At 26.2% G+C, this 16,412-nt stretch carries 17 protein-coding genes and 2 riboswitches; of the genes, 1 reads left to right on the plus strand and 16 read right to left on the minus strand.

The genetic code is table 11. The features are described 5' to 3' along the window. Positions 1–206 precede the first annotated feature (206 nt). From J1C67_RS02905 to J1C67_RS02960, 12 genes are all read right to left on the minus strand, one after another. Positions 207–1,025 (minus strand): MetQ/NlpA family ABC transporter substrate-binding protein, encoded by an 819-nt coding sequence (locus tag J1C67_RS02905; protein WP_167865722.1) that lies wholly within the window; start codon positions 1,023–1,025, stop codon positions 207–209. A 113-nt stretch (positions 1,026–1,138) separates the two neighbouring features. Next, positions 1,139–1,774, minus strand: a complete 636-nt coding sequence (locus J1C67_RS02910; protein ID WP_167865723.1) for a methionine ABC transporter permease — start codon at positions 1,772–1,774, stop codon at positions 1,139–1,141. Continuing rightward, positions 1,774–2,739 (minus strand): methionine ABC transporter ATP-binding protein, encoded by a 966-nt coding sequence (locus J1C67_RS02915; protein WP_167865724.1) that lies wholly within the window; start codon positions 2,737–2,739, stop codon positions 1,774–1,776. The genes J1C67_RS02910 and J1C67_RS02915 overlap by 1 nt, the downstream gene beginning before the upstream one ends. Positions 2,740–2,861: 122 nt before the next feature. Continuing rightward, positions 2,862–3,046, minus strand: a riboswitch (SAM riboswitch). A gap of 108 nt (positions 3,047–3,154) precedes the next feature. Further along, the gene (locus J1C67_RS02920; RefSeq protein ID WP_167865725.1) at positions 3,155–3,643 is read right to left on the minus strand and encodes a GNAT family N-acetyltransferase; all 489 of its coding nucleotides are present in this window, start codon (positions 3,641–3,643) and stop codon (positions 3,155–3,157) included. 34 nt (positions 3,644–3,677) lie between these two features. Continuing rightward, positions 3,678–4,430: a hypothetical protein gene (locus J1C67_RS02925; RefSeq protein ID WP_167865726.1), complete on the minus strand. Its 753-nt coding sequence runs from the start codon at positions 4,428–4,430 to the stop codon at positions 3,678–3,680. Between the two features lie 148 nt (positions 4,431–4,578). Continuing rightward, positions 4,579–4,869, minus strand: a complete 291-nt coding sequence (locus tag J1C67_RS02930; RefSeq protein WP_089968710.1) for a DUF503 domain-containing protein — start codon at positions 4,867–4,869, stop codon at positions 4,579–4,581. Between the two features lie 115 nt (positions 4,870–4,984). Beyond that, on the minus strand, positions 4,985–5,185 hold the full coding sequence (locus J1C67_RS02935) for a hypothetical protein (protein WP_089968707.1): 201 nt from the start codon (positions 5,183–5,185) through the stop codon (positions 4,985–4,987). Positions 5,186–5,419: 234 nt separating this feature from the next. After that, positions 5,420–6,247 carry a metallophosphoesterase gene (locus tag J1C67_RS02940; RefSeq protein WP_167865727.1) on the minus strand — a complete coding sequence of 276 codons (828 nt, stop codon included), beginning with the start codon at positions 6,245–6,247 and terminating at the stop codon, positions 5,420–5,422. A 4-nt stretch (positions 6,248–6,251) separates the two neighbouring features. After that, positions 6,252–6,398: a hypothetical protein gene (locus J1C67_RS02945; protein ID WP_167865728.1), complete on the minus strand. Its 147-nt coding sequence runs from the start codon at positions 6,396–6,398 to the stop codon at positions 6,252–6,254. Beyond that, complete coding sequence (locus tag J1C67_RS02950; protein WP_167865729.1) at positions 6,367–8,661, minus strand: glycoside hydrolase; 2,295 nt, start codon at positions 8,659–8,661, stop codon at positions 6,367–6,369. Before J1C67_RS02950 ends, J1C67_RS02945 begins: the two co-directional genes overlap by 32 nt. 74 nt (positions 8,662–8,735) lie before the next feature. Continuing rightward, on the minus strand, positions 8,736–10,112 hold the full coding sequence (locus J1C67_RS02955; protein WP_207713848.1) for a HAMP domain-containing sensor histidine kinase: 1,377 nt from the start codon (positions 10,110–10,112) through the stop codon (positions 8,736–8,738). After that, positions 10,096–10,743, minus strand: a complete 648-nt coding sequence (locus J1C67_RS02960; RefSeq protein WP_089968698.1) for a response regulator transcription factor — start codon at positions 10,741–10,743, stop codon at positions 10,096–10,098. Before J1C67_RS02960 ends, J1C67_RS02955 begins: the two co-directional genes overlap by 17 nt. A gap of 259 nt (positions 10,744–11,002) precedes the next feature. Further along, a riboswitch (Fluoride riboswitch) is annotated at positions 11,003–11,119 on the plus strand. A gap of 84 nt (positions 11,120–11,203) precedes the next feature. On the opposite strand from J1C67_RS02960, the gene J1C67_RS02965 reads away from it, so the two are divergent. Further along, on the plus strand, positions 11,204–12,526 hold the full coding sequence (locus tag J1C67_RS02965) for a voltage-gated chloride channel family protein (RefSeq protein ID WP_167865730.1): 1,323 nt from the start codon (positions 11,204–11,206) through the stop codon (positions 12,524–12,526). A 105-nt stretch (positions 12,527–12,631) separates the two neighbouring features. Here J1C67_RS02965 and J1C67_RS02970 read toward each other — a convergent pair whose 3' ends face one another. The 4 genes from J1C67_RS02970 to J1C67_RS02985 form a co-directional block, all read right to left on the minus strand. Continuing rightward, on the minus strand, positions 12,632–13,204 hold the full coding sequence (locus J1C67_RS02970) for a phosphatase PAP2 family protein (RefSeq protein WP_167865731.1): 573 nt from the start codon (positions 13,202–13,204) through the stop codon (positions 12,632–12,634). Between the two features lie 173 nt (positions 13,205–13,377). Continuing rightward, a complete protein-coding gene (locus J1C67_RS02975) occupies positions 13,378–14,862 on the minus strand; it encodes an EAL domain-containing protein (RefSeq protein ID WP_207253556.1) in 1,485 nt (494 codons plus the stop codon). A 159-nt stretch (positions 14,863–15,021) separates the two neighbouring features. Then, positions 15,022–15,717, minus strand: a complete 696-nt coding sequence (locus J1C67_RS02980; protein WP_207253557.1) for a hypothetical protein — start codon at positions 15,715–15,717, stop codon at positions 15,022–15,024. After that, positions 15,714–16,367 carry a TIGR01906 family membrane protein gene (locus tag J1C67_RS02985; RefSeq protein WP_167865734.1) on the minus strand — a complete coding sequence of 218 codons (654 nt, stop codon included), beginning with the start codon at positions 16,365–16,367 and terminating at the stop codon, positions 15,714–15,716. The genes J1C67_RS02980 and J1C67_RS02985 overlap by 4 nt, the downstream gene beginning before the upstream one ends. Between the last annotated feature and the right edge of the window lie 45 nt (positions 16,368–16,412).

A 16,412-nucleotide genomic window follows, 5' to 3' on the forward strand; every position in this document is an offset into this window, starting at 1 on the left:
TTTACTTACTATTTCTAAAGTAACTCTTCTACCTTACTAATTCTATTGTCTCTTACTTTTATATTATTTTCAACATAGAATTTATAGCTTTTTCTTATGTATCTATTAAACTACAAGCCTTTATACGATATCTATAAATAATAAATCCCGGAATAAGATTGCTATTTAAAATCTTACTCCGGGATTTTAAGTTTTAATTTTTCATCTTAGAATGATGGAATTACAGCTCCATTATATTTTTCTTCAATAAATTTCTTTGTTTCTTCTGAAGTTAATGCTTTTGTTAAAGCTTCTATCTTTTCTATTTTTTCATTACCTTTTTTAACAGCTAATATATTTCTATAAATTTTAGCAGCTTCCGCATCTTTATCTTCTATAACCAAAGCATCTGATGATGGATTTAATCCAGCCTCTATTGCATAGTTACCATTTATAATAGCAGCCTCTACATCATCTAATACTCTTGGTAATTGAGCTGCCTCTAGTTCTTTAAACTTTAAATTTTTAGTGTTTTCTGTTATATCTATAGGTGTTATAAGCGCTCCATCTTTTACCTTAATTAGCCCTTGCGCTTCTAATAATTTTAATGCTCTAGCTTCATTTGATGGATCATTTGGAATTGCAATAGTTGCTCCATCTGCTATCTCAGAAACTTTTTTATATTTTTTTGAGTATAATGCAATTGGTTCCAAATGAATTTCTGCTGTGTATGTTAAGTCTAAGTTTTTACTTTCATTAGTTTCATTTAAATAAGCAATGTGTTGGAAGTAGTTTGCATCTAAGCTTCCATCTGCTAAAGCTTCATTTGGAGTTACATAATCTGTAAACTCAACTATCTCTAATGTATATCCTGCTTCTTCTAATTGTGGTTTTATGTGTTCTACTATTTCTTTATGTGGGACTGGTGTTACTCCTATTTTAATTATTTTGTCATCACCAGCTGTATTACCTTTAGATCCACAACCTATTAATGATAACGCTAAAACCCCTGTTAATAAAACTGAAATTATTGATTTTCTTTTCATAATTATTCTCCTCCATTTATCTTTATTTTTTATTATTTTCTTTATAACATTTTAACTTTTCATTACTTATAATTTTATTTCATAACTTATTTTTTTATCCTATAGTTCTTATATCATGAAAGTTTTTTGTATATATAATTTCCCAGTGATTGTAATCCTTGAACTATAATTATTAATATTATTACTGTAGTAATCATAATATCTGTTTGGAATCTTTGATAACCATATGTTATAGCTACATGTCCAAGACCTCCAGCACCTACAGAACCTGCCATTGCTGAGTATCCTATAATACTTATTATTATTAAAGTTAAACCTGATATTATTGAAGGGATTGCCTCTTTTATCATAACTTTAAATATTATTTGTGCATCTGTTGCCCCAAAAGACTTTGCAGCTTCTACAACTCCTGAATCTACTTCTTTTAATGATGATTCTATTACTCTAGCTACAAATGGTGCAGATGCTATTGTTAATGGTACAATTGCACCTATTATGCCTATATATGTTCCAACTAATGCTTTTGTAAGTGGAATCATAAATACCATTAATATTACAAATGGAAATCCTCTTAAAATATTTATTATTACATCTAGCGATTTATAAATTATTTTATTTTCCTTTAATCCCTTTGGTGCTGTAACTGTTAATATTATTGCAATAACAAATCCTAACATTACTGAGAATACTGTTGAGAAAAATACCATTATAAGTGTGTCACCTAAAGCTTCACTTACTATTTTAAACATTACTTAATCACCTCCAATATTATATTTTTATCTTCTAAATAGTTCATTACTTTTTCTTTATCTTTTTCTAAAATATTTATAACTAAGCTCCCAAGTACACTATCTCTAAATTTTTCTAGCTTGCCCCAAACTATTGAAAAATCCACATTTAAATCTCTAGCCATTTTTGTGATTAAAGCATTTTCTGAGGATGTACTTGGGAAAAATAGCTTTATGTTAACCCCACTTTCTGGTAGTGTTTCATCTTCCTGCTCTCCTAAGAATTTCTTAAGATATACTCCTGGTTTTAAGAAAAGATCTTCTGACTTGCCTTCTGCTTTTAAAAAGCCCCCTTCTATTAAAGCGACCTTCTCACAAACCTCCTTAACAACTTCCATTTGGTGGGTAACAATAACAATTGTTATTCCAAATTCTTTATTTATTTTATATAATAATGATAAAATATCCTTTGTAATTTTAGGATCTAAAGCTGATGTTGCTTCATCACAAAGTAATATCTTTGGCTCTAATGCCAGCGCCCTTGCTATTGCAACCCTTTGTTTTTGTCCCCCGCTTAGTTCTTCTGGCTTACTTTTAGCTTTATCTTCAAGACCAACTAATCTTAATAAATCATTCACTTTTTTATTTATATCTTCTTTTGTATATCCCCAAACTTCTAGAGGTAATGCTATATTATCAAACACATTTTTTCTCTTTAAAAGATTAAACCCTTGAAATATCATTCCTAAATCTTTTCTAAATTCTCTTAGTTCCTTTTGATTTAAATCTTTAACTTCTTTTCCCATTACTTTAATTGATCCACCATCATAGCTTTCTAAACCATTTATGCATCTAAGTAAAGTTGATTTACCAGCCCCACTATGTCCTATAAGTCCATAAATTTCACCTTGTTTTATATTAACTGAAATACCTTTTAACACTTCTACTTTTCCAAAACTCTTAGTTACTCCATTAATTTTTATCATAGAACCATTACTCCTCCTTATAACACCCCTGGGGTGTAAATTTTCCCATTTTTATTTTTATAAATAAAAAAGCACTCTAGAGAATAAATCTCTAGAGCGCGCATATCACCTATTAATTTACTCTCTCATCTTTTAGCTTTTAAAAAAAGCTACAGGAATTAGCACCAATTTGTTAATAACTACAATACAAAATTAACAACATAATAAATTTAGCAAAGCTAAGTTTATTTGCTTTTTTGCAATGTTTTTAATAAACATTGGTTGCTGGGTTTCACAGGGCCAGTCCCTCCACCACTCTAGATAAGAAATATCTTAAACACTATTTAGTTTTTGTTGTTGCTATTAATATATAATTTTCTGATAATTTTGTCAATACTTATTTTATAATTTTTACAATATATTTTCTTACAGTATCTTAAATTAATAATTCATAGCAATAAAATTCTCCAGGTTTTCCTTGTAAATTAACAGTTCCAGTGTATTTAAACCCTTGTTTCTTATAAAATCCTTGAGCACTAATATTTTCACTAAAAGTGTCTAATCTAATTGATTTTAAATTATTTTTTTTTGCAAGTTGTATACTTTTATTTATTAGTATTCTTCCAAATCCTTTGCCTCTAGTATTATATGATGTGAAAATTCTATGTATCACTAAATATTCTTCGTTATTTTTCCAAGTAATAGTTTTATAATTAGGATCTTCTATATTATTTAAAACTACAACACCTAAAATTTCTTTATCTACTAATACATATAAATGTTCATTGTCTATGTCTATTTGAAATACCTCTCTATTCGGATAAAAATCTGTCCAATTCATTCCATGGGCTTTATGTTTTACAACGTCCTTTAGAATTTCACAAATTTTATTCATATCTTCATTAGTTCCTAGTCTAAACTCCATTATTTATATACTCCCTCATCCACACTATATTTACTTATAATTTAATTTTCTTAGTAACCTTTGAATTAGCATTTATGTTAATTTCACCTGTATATTCTACTTTTTCAATAATACAGTTTTCCCCTATTTTTATATTGTGTCCCTTAACTGATTTTGCTTCAATATTTTCTAAAGTAATATCATTACCCTCAATATTATTTATTTCAACTAATGATCCACCTTTAGATAAACATTTACTTATAAATCCTTTTGATTTAGTCCCTATTATATTAATTTTTGTACCTTTAATTTCTTTTAAAGTTGTCTTTTTATTAAAGATTAAATCTATGTTATCACTTTCTATTTTTTCTAAAACTAATCCACCTTTTCCAGTTGCTACACTAGCCTTAACTTCTCCTCCAGAAGTTATAGTTCCAGATAATTTAATCTTATTACATTCTAACAATTTACCATTACATTTAAGTTTGCCATCAACAATAAGTTCATCTGCAATTATATTACCATCTATTTTACTTTCTCCACAGATTTCAAGAAAATCAATATTGCAGTTCCCACCTATTTTGCATAATCCTCCAAATCTTGCTTCTTTAGCTATTACATTACCTGTAAATTCTGCTGATCCTCTACTTTTTATTTTAATTGCATCTACATCCCCATCTAAAATAGCATCTAATTCAATTTGTATATCTCTATACTCACCATTTACTTCAAACCTTTTAAATTGCATTAATGCACTTCTTCTCATAACTCTTTCCCCAATCATATTTAATACTTCTATATTTAACATAAAAAGATACCTTGTTTTTATAATTATATCACCTATTTTTCCATTTTTCTACATAACTAAGCGATCTTCAAAAATTAACTAGTCAGATTTTTTCATCTCCCTAAAATTACTTTTTTTCCTTTATATATTCTTTCGAAAATACTTATTACTATGAAAAAATATGTTCTTCATTTTCTATATTAATGATTTCTGCATCTGTATTCTGTTCTATAAAAGTAATTACATTTTCCATAGTGGAATCTACCTGTGCACTACTTCCGCAAACTGCTGATATTCCTATTACAATAGTTTGATGTATATCCTGCTTGTCAACTTCACCTACGGATAAATTAAATTTATTTTTCAGCTTTTGTATTATGCTTTTTACAACCATTCTTTTTTCTTTTAAAGAATGTACCCAAGACGCTCTTAATGTAACTTTTATTAATAATATTTTAATAATTTTATCCTCCTTTTGTCTTGTATTTAATCTTTTACTTGTTATTTTCTTTCAGTCCCCTAAAAAATAAATAAGCCTATCTAAAAAAATAAGCTTATTTAATAGTTATATTTAATTAAAATTTATTTTTAATTTTTTTAAGTCCATCTTTCATATCATCCATCATACCGCCAAATTTTTCTTTTGCTTCTCCACCCATTTTTTCAATGCCATGCATTGCTTCTGTAGCTTCTTGTGCAATTTCTTTGGTAACTTCTCCTGATTTAATATCATTATATAATCTTTTCATTTTCAACTCTAATTCATCCATTCCCATAACAACACCTCCTATTATTATAAGGCATTTTCAAAAAATAACTAGTAGATTATGTCTGTTTCATACTATACCTATCACCTTTACTTGTTTTTTGAAATGCCTAATCTAATATTAGTATTCTCATATTTTTCTATATTATTCAATTTTATATTACTCTAGTTAAAATATATACCTTATACAAATCTCTATAATGCATATTCAAAAATAACAATCCACTAATCTATTTTTGCCACTCTAAATTTTAAGATTAATAACAGTAATTTGAGGTATGTTAAATAATCTAAACGGAACTTTTGTGTTACCAAGTCCACTATTAACATATAATTTGCCCTTATTTTCATTATGTATTTTATAAAATCCTTTTGTATATTTTTCTGCTAAAGCAGTTGTTTTTATAGGTCCATAAAAAGGTATATAGACTTGTCCACCATGACTATGTCCAGCAAGTGCTAAATCTATTGGATATTCCTTAAAATCATCTATTAAATCAGGCTCATGAATAAGAAGTAAATTCACATCTTTATTACTAATACCACCCATAGTTTCTTCTTTATTATAATCACCCATAAGAGCATCATCCAATCCAAATATATTTATTGTAGTGTTTTCAAGCTCTATTTTATCACTTTCATTTACTAAAATTTTAAAACCAGATTCCTCCATAATTTCATTGTAATATCTTACTGCTCCACCACCGTAATCATGATTTCCGTATATTGCATACTTACCTTTACTTGCTTGTATTTGAGCTAACACTTCTGATATTTTATATAAATCTTCATATTTTGATGCGTTATCTATTAGGTCTCCTGAAAAAACAACTATGTCTGCTTTTTCACTATTTATTCTATCTACTACCTTTTGTAATTGCTCCAAAGAAAAAAATTCTCCTAATTGAGTATCTGTAAATTGTACAACTTTAATATTCTCTTTCCAATTTTTATTTACTTCAATTCCATATTTTTTAGATGTTAATAATTTTCCTTCTATGTATGTTGAATATACTCCTATTATTACTCCTAACAACATCAATCCTACTATTATCTTCCTTAGTTTTTTCATTATATTAGCCCCTTATATCTTGTTTTATTCTAAAATCATCCTTTTTATTTTCTCCAATTATTATTACTATATCATAATTTTTATAATCATCTATTATCTTTACCTCTACCGTTCCTATCTTAAGGAGTATATATTGTTTTATTATTTCCATCAAATATTATAAGTGACTTTCCTTTAATCTCATTTCCTTCTATATTTACGCTCTTATCTGAGAAGTTCGCTATTACCTTTAAATCATCACCATATTTAGTCATTTGAACTAGTCTATCTTCTGAAAGTATTTCAAAATCTGTCATTTCTTTTGTTATTGCTTTTTTACTAAAATCTGACCAAACTTTTGTATGCGAAATCATTTCTTCTTTATGCTTTTCCCATTCATTTTTATCAATATGATATAACGGCGGTACATTATATAAAACTTCATACATCATTCTATTTTTCACTTCATCTTCTACTTTAAATGTTCCCCATAACCAGTGATATGCGGTTATAACAGAATCATTATAAACTAATTTATATAGTGGAATTGTATATGTTGAGTCCATAAATATACGTTTATACTTATCTTTTACTGGTATTTGTTTTGCAAACACCTCTGGAACCCCTCCCTTTGCTGAATAATATCTACCAACATAGTATTCACTTTCTTTATTTTTATTCATATCAGGGTCTATCCATGAAAATGCTGGAGTCTCTATCCCATGAGCAAATGCTATTGTTTTGCTGGCAAAATCATTTCCACCTTCTGATCCTATTACCATATTTTTTTCATCTCTTATATATTCCATCCTCTCAAGTCTTGCCTTTAAATCCTCTTCTTGAGTTGTTGTATGCTTTGGAGAATAATCATCAGCTATTTCTCCTGTTGCATCACAATCTATAAACCAAGAATTAAATTTAACTCCTGTGTCTAAAATCCCAGTAACCCGCTCTTTTACACTTGATAATGATAATGTTGGGTTTAATTTTCTTCCTTTACCTTGGAAACCTACATTAATCTTTCCATCTTTATTTATAACAGTAGCATTTTCGTATAATGATTTATCTTTAAAGGTTGCTGTTTCCCAACCTTCTTCTCCCGGCTTATGGATAGAGTGATATGAATCGTATGTTCCTATTAAATATCCTAGTTCATTAGCTTTTTCAACTAATTCTGGTTTTATAAACCCTTCATTCCAATCATCTAATCCTATCCACATTTTTTCTATTCCAGATTTATTAATATCTTCTAACACATCTGTAGTTTTTGAATTTCCCCAATTTTCTATAGGCTCTGCTATATCTCCTAGTTCAGATTTTAATAATCTTTTATTTAGTTGTATTAATTCCATTTTATTTAAATTATCTATTCCTTTGCTTAAAATATTATTTGTTTCTTTATCTATATTTTTAAATACATCTGGACTATAAAGTTCTTTTAGCAACCCTATTGAATTTATGCTTCTTACTATTAAACTTTTAGTATATTTATCTGCAAACTCTAATGTAGTTACATCATCAAAAGCTTGAACAAATTCTTCTCCACCTTCTACCTTAGTTTTTAATAATTCTTTTATCCTTTCTTTTAACTTAGGAGATAAATTTTTTCTTAATAAATCCCAATTTATATTTTCTTCTGAAATAATAGATCTATCCCAAAAATACATATACGGTGCCCCATAAAGCTTAGATATATCTTTATTATCTTTTTCTTTTTCTTCTAAAGTTTTAAAATCTCCCTTTTCTACAACATAGTTTTTATATGTTTTAGCAATATCTACAGGATTATTTTCTGTTAAATATATTTTAAATCCATATTCTTTATTTTTATTTATACTAGGATACTCATGAGTAAATCCCAAACTTATTCTATCCTTAACTTCAAATTTTATTTTATTATTAAATGGATTATCTATTATATACATAATTGAATAAGCCTTTTTATTTAAAGCAAAAAATTGCATTGAAAATGATTCTATTACATTATATTCTGAGCCCGTTAAATGCTCTTTCCAATATTCATCATCGCTAGGTATATATTTACCTTCATTTATAGGAAGCATATAGCTTTCTGCATTTACCTTAGGCCAGCTAAATTCTGATTCTTCTTTAGTATTAGATTTTATTTTAACATCTAAATAATTATCTTTTTTTTGTACTTTTACATCAATATTATCATTTGGATATGTCCACGTTACTTCTTCCTTACTTTTTTTCAAATTAGATACTTCCCTTTTTTCTAAAGGTTGCGCTGCATTTTCTTTAACTCCATTTGATTCTGTAGTTATTTCGAATGTTTCAGGATCTACTTCAAAATTAAACTCTAAATTTTTAACTTTTACATCTGATTTAGCTTTTAACTCTTTATTTTTGCAACCTACCATCATATTACTAGCAAGTCCTATAGTTATAAGTAACACTATTATTTTTTTCATTCTCACTCACCTCATATAATAAATTAACTTATCATTGTTACATGAATGTTACAAAAAAATAAGAACCCTATCTATTAATAGGATTCTTTAAATAATATATAAAATTCTATATTTCCATGTTTTGTTTCAACATCAAAATTAAATTTATGATTTTCTAGTATTGTCTTAACTATAGGCAAGCCAAGTCCTGTACCTGATAATTCCTTACTTCTTGACTTTTCAATTACATAAAATGGTTTCCAAATTTTTTCTATATTTTCCTTAGTAATATTATCTGCACCATTACTTATCAATAATTTAACTTTATTATTTTCCTTAAGTACTGTTATTTTTATTTTTTTATTATTTGTGTACTTTATGGCATTAGTTATTAAATTATTAAGCACTATATCTATACTGTTTTTATCTCCATAAATTTCATAGTTATTTTCATGATCTAAATTTAATAATAGTTCTATATTATTTTCTTCTATAATTAATTTATACTTTTCCAATATACTAAACAATTCATCTTTCAGGTCAAATTTACACTTATTCAATATATTTTTTTGAAACTTTGCCCAGTATAAAAGCCTCTCTATTAAATTTTCCATATTTTCTGTTTGCTCCAATATAGTTTCTATATAACTACCATCATCTAATCCATCTTCTATACCCCTAGCATAAACCTTTATTAACGCAACTGGAGTTTTTAACTCATGAGATGTATCCGAAATCATTGTTTTAAGATTTTCGTTTTTTAAATTAAGTTCACTATGAGCCTTTTCTAAACTTATACTCATACTATTTATACTTTTAGATAATTCTTCTATTTCATCATTTGTTTTTATACTTTCTGTTCTAAAGTTAAGTGATGCTATATCTTGTGATAATACTCTTAATTTTTCTATAGGTTTTATAATTCTTCTAGAGAATATTAATACTAAAATGCCTATTAATATTAATGAAAAAATCATAAGGTATATATTAAATTGATTTATTATATTTATGGTTTCATCTAAATGTGGTATAGACATACCAATTGCAACCACATGTTCATCCATAATTATAAATTTTGTTAAAAAACTATATTTGTTTTTACCTTGATCAAATATTTTATTTACACTTTTATACTGTAGGCTTTCTATAGTTTCTTCTGTAACCCAAAATTTATTTAACTTTATTTTCTTAATCTCAAATTGGCGAATTATTTGTTCATTTACTTCTTCAACACTTCCATCTAATCTTGCATAGGCAATTGTTAAATCATTTATATTTTCTATTTTTTCAATACTTTCTAATCCACCATTTTTAAGTTCTATAGCTATTTCATCTAATGACTTCTTTTTTTGATGTAAGTAATAATTACTTATAAAAAGATTATTTATTAATATAGAGATTATAGCTACTAAAACTATTATTAAAGATATACTTATAGAAAGTTTCTTATTTATCTTAATTAAAATCACCATCCAAACTATATCCAAGACCCCTATGAGTTTTTATAATTTCTTCTCCAATTTTGCTTCTTAACCTTCTTATATGTGTATCTACAGTTCTATAATCTCCTTCATATTCTAAACCCCATACTAAGTCCAAAAGCTTTTCTCTTGATAAAATAATTCCTTTATTTATTGTAAAACATTTTATAAGTTCAAATTCTATTTTAGTTAAAGTTAATAGCTCCTCATTTTTATATACCTTTTTCGAAGCTATATCTATATTCAAATTACTAATTTTTAGTAGATCTTTAAACTCTAGCAACTTTTTAGCTCTCATAATTAGGATTCTTGGATCAAATGGTTTTTTCACATATTCATCAGCGCCACAATTTAGCGCTTCTAATTCATCTTCATTTTCTCCCTTTGCAGTTAATATTAATACTTTTGTATTACTATTATCTTTTATATACCTGCAAACATCTATTCCATTTACCTTTGGCATCATCCAATCTAATATGGCTAAATCTATTTTACTCGAAGAAAATAAATTTAAAGCTTCTTCTCCATCTTTAGCTAGAATAGTATTAAACCCTTCTTTATTAAAATAAGCTGAAAGAATTTTAACCATTTGTGCTTCATCATCTGCAATTAATATATTCAATTCAAAATCTCCCTTACCTTATTATATATTTAAATTACTTTATAAAATAATAGACTTAAAACTTTTCTTTAATAATTACTAAATTATTAGAAATTAAATATCTAATTTAAGATTCATATACTATTTAATACAGATATTAATACAAATATTTTTATCTTTCAATAGAATTATTTATTAACAAATTAAATATAAGATTTTAGGCACTTAATAATCGAAATTATTATTGCTACTCTTCATTTATTATGGTAATATTATGAATATAATTTTAGGTGATGGAGTTCGCCATTAATTGCGTAAGGCATTTCTAAATAAATAACAAAAATACTAACTTGTTATTTATTTAGAGATGTCTAATGCTAATGACTCCTACAAAACAATAGGAAACTGTGGTTTTGTAGGAGTCTTTCTATTTAACTTAATACATCATAAGATAAAAAGAAATTTAAGGGGGTAGTAATAAATGAGTTCGCTAAACTCAAAACAAAAGAATAAATTTGCAATTATTAATAATGCAAACAGTATTACAACTATTGGTATATCATTTTTAAAATGGGTTCTTCTAGGCACAATTGTTGGTGTTTTAACTGGTTCTGTAGCCTCATTATTTTTAAAAAGTCTAGACCTTGCAACAAATTTAAGACTACAAAATGCATGGTTGCTATTTTTACTACCCTTTGGGGGTGCATTTGTAAGTTTCATATATTTAAAATATGGAAAAAATTCGTTAAAGGGTAATAATTTAATTTTAGATAAAATTAATAATGGTAACAGTATTATACCTTTGCGTATGGTACCTTTAGTTTTTATAGGCACATTTATTACTCATTTATTTGGAGGTTCTGCTGGAAGGGAAGGTACCGGCGTTCAAATAGGTTCAACTATTGCAGACGGTGTAGGTACTATATTTAAATTAGACAAGATAGATACTAAAATTATTTTGATGTGTGGAATTAGCAGTGGTTTTGCTTCAGTGTTTGGCACTCCACTTGCAGGCACTATATTTGGATTAGAGGTGGCTGTGCTCGGAATTATGAGTTATGAAGCCTTAATACCATGTTTCACAGCATCTTTTGTTGGAAATTTAACAACAATTTTTTTTGGTGTTCATCACACACATTATAAAATATTAGAAGTACCTAGTTTCACATATTATACAATAATAAAAGTTGTTATTGCTGCTATTCTATTTGGTTTATTAAGTAAGATATTTAGTGAATTAACACATAAACTAAAAGAAATTTTTTCATCACATTTTCAAAATCCAATAATAAAAAGTATAATTGGTGGCTTTATAATAATATTTCTCACATATATTATAAATAGTAGAGATTATTTAGGGCTTAGCCTTCCATTAATTACAGATTCATTTACTAAAGAGGTTAGTCCATTTGCATTCATAGGTAAACTATTATTTACATCAATTACTCTAGGTACTGGTTTTCAGGGAGGGGAGGTTACGCCTTTATTTGTAATAGGATCAACCTTTGGAAATACTTTATCTAGCATACTTAACATTTCACCTTCATTTTTAGCTGCACTTGGTCTTATAGGTGTATTTTCCGGTGCAACAAATACCCCTATTACATCATTTGTCCTTGGTGTAGAACTTTTTGGTTCTCAAGGTATTGAATTTATGTTTATGACTTGTATAATTAGTTACATCTTTTCCGGACATAGCGGTATCTATATTTCTCAAAAAATTGGTAGAAGTAAAAGTAAATTAATTAAAATTGCTGATGATTCTACGCTTTCAAATTTCAGAAATAAGCGAAATGAAAAATAAATAATAAGCTCCTACTCTTTAAAATATAAAAGTAGGAGTTATTAGTTTTAATATATTAAACAAACATATATATATCTAGCACTATAATTATAATTATTATTTTTTTTAAGCTTCTTTAGAATTTTTTTTAAAATATTCATTAAATTTTTCAGCTGAAATTTTTCTACCTATAAATACAGATAAATAACTACAACTTAGCCCTAATATAATTGCCGCAAATATATCTGTTGGAAAATGTACCCCTAAATAAATTCTTGAAAATCCTATTAACGCTGCTAGTGTAAATATATAAATTGATTTATTCTTAAAATTGATTGAAAGTACTCCTGCTGCTGCAAATGATGAGGTTGTATGCCCTGATGGGAAGGAATATGATGTTGGTGCTTTAATTAGCATATCTATACCTTCTATACTTACAAAGGGTCTATCTCTTTGAATAATATTTTTTAATATTCCTTCTCCAAGTATTGCCCCTAACACTAGTGCGCCTAAAACCATAAATCCTACCTTTCTATATTTCTTGCTTATTAATAGGGCTAACCCGATTAAAATCCATATAAGACCAGCATCCCCAAGTCCAGTAATTAAAATCATAATTTTATCCATAGTAGGATTATGCAAATTATTTTGTATAAACTCAATAACACCTATATCAAATACATTTATTAACTCTATCATATTAGTATCCCCCTTTTTATATATTAATATATCTATTTTACATTAAATACTAAATATTTATTACTATTATTATTCTTAAATATTTTTTTATAAATTTAAATCATCTTCAAAAAATACTACACTAATAAGCATAGTATTTTTTCTAAGTGAAATAACTTCAAAAAGTAAATTATCTAGAATTCTTCTAAGAACTTATTAAACAGTTTTTTTGGAAGTGGCTTACTAAAATAATACCCTTGAATATCATCACAGTTTATCTGCTTTAATATTTCAACTTGTGCTAATTCTTCCACACCTTCACATACAACCTTTAACTTTAATTTGTGGCATAAACTTATCATTGTTTCTACAATAGATTTAGCTTCAATGTCTTCTTCAATATTTATTAAAAGGCTCCTATCAATTTTGACTACATCTATTGGTAAAGTTTTAATGTGATTAAATGAAGAATAACCAGTTCCAAAGTCATCTAAATATACACCAATCCCAATTTTTCTTATTTCTTTTAAAAGTTTTTCAGTATATTCAGCATCATCTATAATTTCATCTTCAGTTATTTCTAACTTTAATGCAGAGGTCGGTACATTTTGATATTTTAATTCTTTTTCTATAATTCCTATAAAATTATTTTGTTTTAAAAATCTCTTTGAAGCATTTATAGAAACATAGAATTGCTCTTTGCCCTTATCAATCCACTCTCTACATAAACTTATAGCTTGTCTTAATACAAACATATCAATATCAACAATGTCACCTGTTTTCTTAGCTAACGGTATAAATTTATCTGGATAAAGCATTCCATCTTCTGTTTTCCATCTTACTAATGCTTCTGCTCCTATTATTTTGTTATTACTAATACAATATATAGGTTGATAATATACTTCAAATTCTTCATTTCTTATTGCATTCTTTAGCTTATTTTCAATTTCTAGAGATTCTAACATTTTCTTATTAAAGATATTATATTTATTTCCACCATTCTTCTTACTATGATACATAGCAATATCTGAATATTGCATTAGACTAACTTCATCAGCTGAATGTTGTGGATATAAACTTATACCCATACTAGCCTTTATTTTATATGAATAGTTCTTAATTGAATAAGTTTTATTTAATTTAATTAGCATAGAATCTGCAAACTTTTCAATTTCATCATTATTGTTTTTTCCTTTTCTAACAACTATGAATTCATCTCCACCAATTCTACTAATTATTACATTTTCATTTTCAGTATATTCTTTTAACTCTTTAGCTACCTGGCATAATAGTTCATCTCCAACATTATGGCCTAAGGTATCATTAATATTTTTAAAGTTATCTAAATCAATGAAAAACAATGCAAATTCTTCATTATTATTTTTCAATTCACTTATATACTCAGTTAATTTATTTCTATTTATTAATGATGTTAATAAATCATGACTTCCTATATATTCTAGGTTATTAGCATATTTTTTTAATCTACCAAACATCTTGTTTAAATCTCCAGTTAAGACTGAAATTTCATCATTATATATATCATTTTGAAGCTCTATTTCTAAATCTGTTCCTTTAGTAACTTTATTCACTACATTATTTATATTTATAATTCTTGCTAAAACTTTTATTTTTATAAATATGTATAATAATACATTACATATTATAGTTAAAATCATTATAATACCAATAAGTGTACTTATGTTTTTTGTTGCATTATTTCTTACCTGTCTATCATCTCTTAATTTTATATAATACTCTGGTCCATTTCCTAAACTTTCAAATTTGGTAAATATGTCTATAGACTCTTCATTAAGCTTACAATAAAAATCTCTTCCCTATAAGTTTACTTTCTTTATTTTTTTATCATTTTTAATACTTTCATTATCTTTAATTATTTCGATATTTCTTCCTGTAATTTCATTTATATTTTCCATAAATACTTCATTAATAGGATTTATTATTACTGTGTATGTATTATCTTTACTATTTTCTGTATTAATTCTTTTTACTCCAACTATATTAGACAATTCTTTTGTAGTAATTACGCCACCAAAAAATCCTTTTCCCTTATTTTCTTTTTTATTCATTATATCTTTAGCTTGATTTAATATATCTTGAGTATCAATATTATTTATATCTAAATTAGTTCCCTTTATTATATCATTTACTTCAAAATTATTATTTACTATTAACATATTTGTTATTGAAGCTTTTTCTATTTTCTTTTCAATATTTATTATTCTTTTTCTCTCTTCAACTCCATATTCATTATCTATTTTATCCGTTATTTCAAAATTTTCACCAAATTCCCTCGCTTGAGATGTTATTTTATTTATTTCTCCCTCAATTTGTTTAATAACTGCATTTGTTCTACCCGGCCCACGATCTAATTCTCCTGAACTAGCTACATTAATTATTTTTTTCCCTAAAGCATAGTATAATATGGAGCTTATTATTGTTACAGTAATAAATATTAGTGCAATTTTTCTCATTAGTTTTATAATATATCCCCCCTTACTACTATTTTTCATCTTTTTTTATAATAAATAACCTTAAATAATATAGCCTCTACTAATAAAAACATAATTATTATTAATGCATATATCATAAATACCATTTCAGGTAATGCATTTATTATAGGGTCTGTTCTTGGATCAAAAATCCAATAACTATTATCGAAAAATATATTATGAAATATAACAAACGTTTTAGAAAAATCTACTACTATCATTGTGGTTATAACTCCAAACAATATAAATATCATATTAGATGAATAATTTAAAGCTTTTATTAAACTAATATTAACTAAAACTTTTTTTATTACTTTAAACAATATTAATATAACCATTGAAATAAACATCATAATATATAAATTCATAAAAATATCTTTTACTTCTTCAAAATGTATTTGTCCAGATGAACTCATGGCAAAATCCTTAAATTTCAACTCTTCTATAAATGGATTTCTAATGTAATTTATCATACTTTTATAATTAATCATTAAATTTTCTGCTGATACGCCTGTATCCTTTACTAAATTAAATTTCTCTATAGAAACTTTATAAATAAATGTTAAATTTAAAACTAATATTACTGAAAAACATATTGAAAATAAAGTTATACATAATCCTAAAATAATATTTATAAATTTACTTATATTTTTTTTACTTTCTATTAACATACTTATAAACACCTCTCTACCTTTGCTTTAATATAAATAACACTT

Origin of the sequence: Clostridium gasigenes (genome assembly GCF_017348895.1) — a bacterium.
GTDB classification, from domain to species: Bacteria; Bacillota; Clostridia; order Clostridiales; family Clostridiaceae; genus Clostridium; species Clostridium gasigenes.

Excerpts from the sequence above, each read along its gene's own strand:
- J1C67_RS02905 (WP_167865722.1), bottom strand. The coding sequence starts at position 1,025 with ATGAAAAGAAAATCAATAATTTCAGTTTTATTAACAGGGGTTTTAGCG.
- J1C67_RS02910 (WP_167865723.1), bottom strand. The coding sequence starts at position 1,774 with ATGTTTAAAATAGTAAGTGAAGCTTTAGGTGACACACTTATAATGGTA.
- J1C67_RS02915 (WP_167865724.1), bottom strand. The coding sequence starts at position 2,739 with ATGATAAAAATTAATGGAGTAACTAAGAGTTTTGGAAAAGTAGAAGTG.
- J1C67_RS02920 (WP_167865725.1), bottom strand. The coding sequence starts at position 3,643 with ATGGAGTTTAGACTAGGAACTAATGAAGATATGAATAAAATTTGTGAA.
- J1C67_RS02925 (WP_167865726.1), bottom strand. The coding sequence starts at position 4,430 with ATGTTAAATATAGAAGTATTAAATATGATTGGGGAAAGAGTTATGAGA.
- J1C67_RS02935 (WP_089968707.1), bottom strand. The coding sequence starts at position 5,185 with ATGGGAATGGATGAATTAGAGTTGAAAATGAAAAGATTATATAATGAT.
- J1C67_RS02940 (WP_167865727.1), bottom strand. The coding sequence starts at position 6,247 with ATGAAAAAACTAAGGAAGATAATAGTAGGATTGATGTTGTTAGGAGTA.
- J1C67_RS02945 (WP_167865728.1), bottom strand. The coding sequence starts at position 6,398 with ATGGAAATAATAAAACAATATATACTCCTTAAGATAGGAACGGTAGAG.
- J1C67_RS02950 (WP_167865729.1), bottom strand. The coding sequence starts at position 8,661 with ATGAAAAAAATAATAGTGTTACTTATAACTATAGGACTTGCTAGTAAT.
- J1C67_RS02955 (WP_207713848.1), bottom strand. The coding sequence starts at position 10,112 with ATGGTGATTTTAATTAAGATAAATAAGAAACTTTCTATAAGTATATCT.
- J1C67_RS02965 (WP_167865730.1), top strand. The coding sequence starts at position 11,204 with ATGAGTTCGCTAAACTCAAAACAAAAGAATAAATTTGCAATTATTAAT.
- J1C67_RS02970 (WP_167865731.1), bottom strand. The coding sequence starts at position 13,204 with ATGATAGAGTTAATAAATGTATTTGATATAGGTGTTATTGAGTTTATA.
- J1C67_RS02975 (WP_207253556.1), bottom strand. The coding sequence starts at position 14,862 with ATGATTTTAACTATAATATGTAATGTATTATTATACATATTTATAAAA.
- J1C67_RS02980 (WP_207253557.1), bottom strand. The coding sequence starts at position 15,717 with ATGAAAAATAGTAGTAAGGGGGGATATATTATAAAACTAATGAGAAAA.
- J1C67_RS02985 (WP_167865734.1), bottom strand. The coding sequence starts at position 16,367 with ATGTTAATAGAAAGTAAAAAAAATATAAGTAAATTTATAAATATTATT.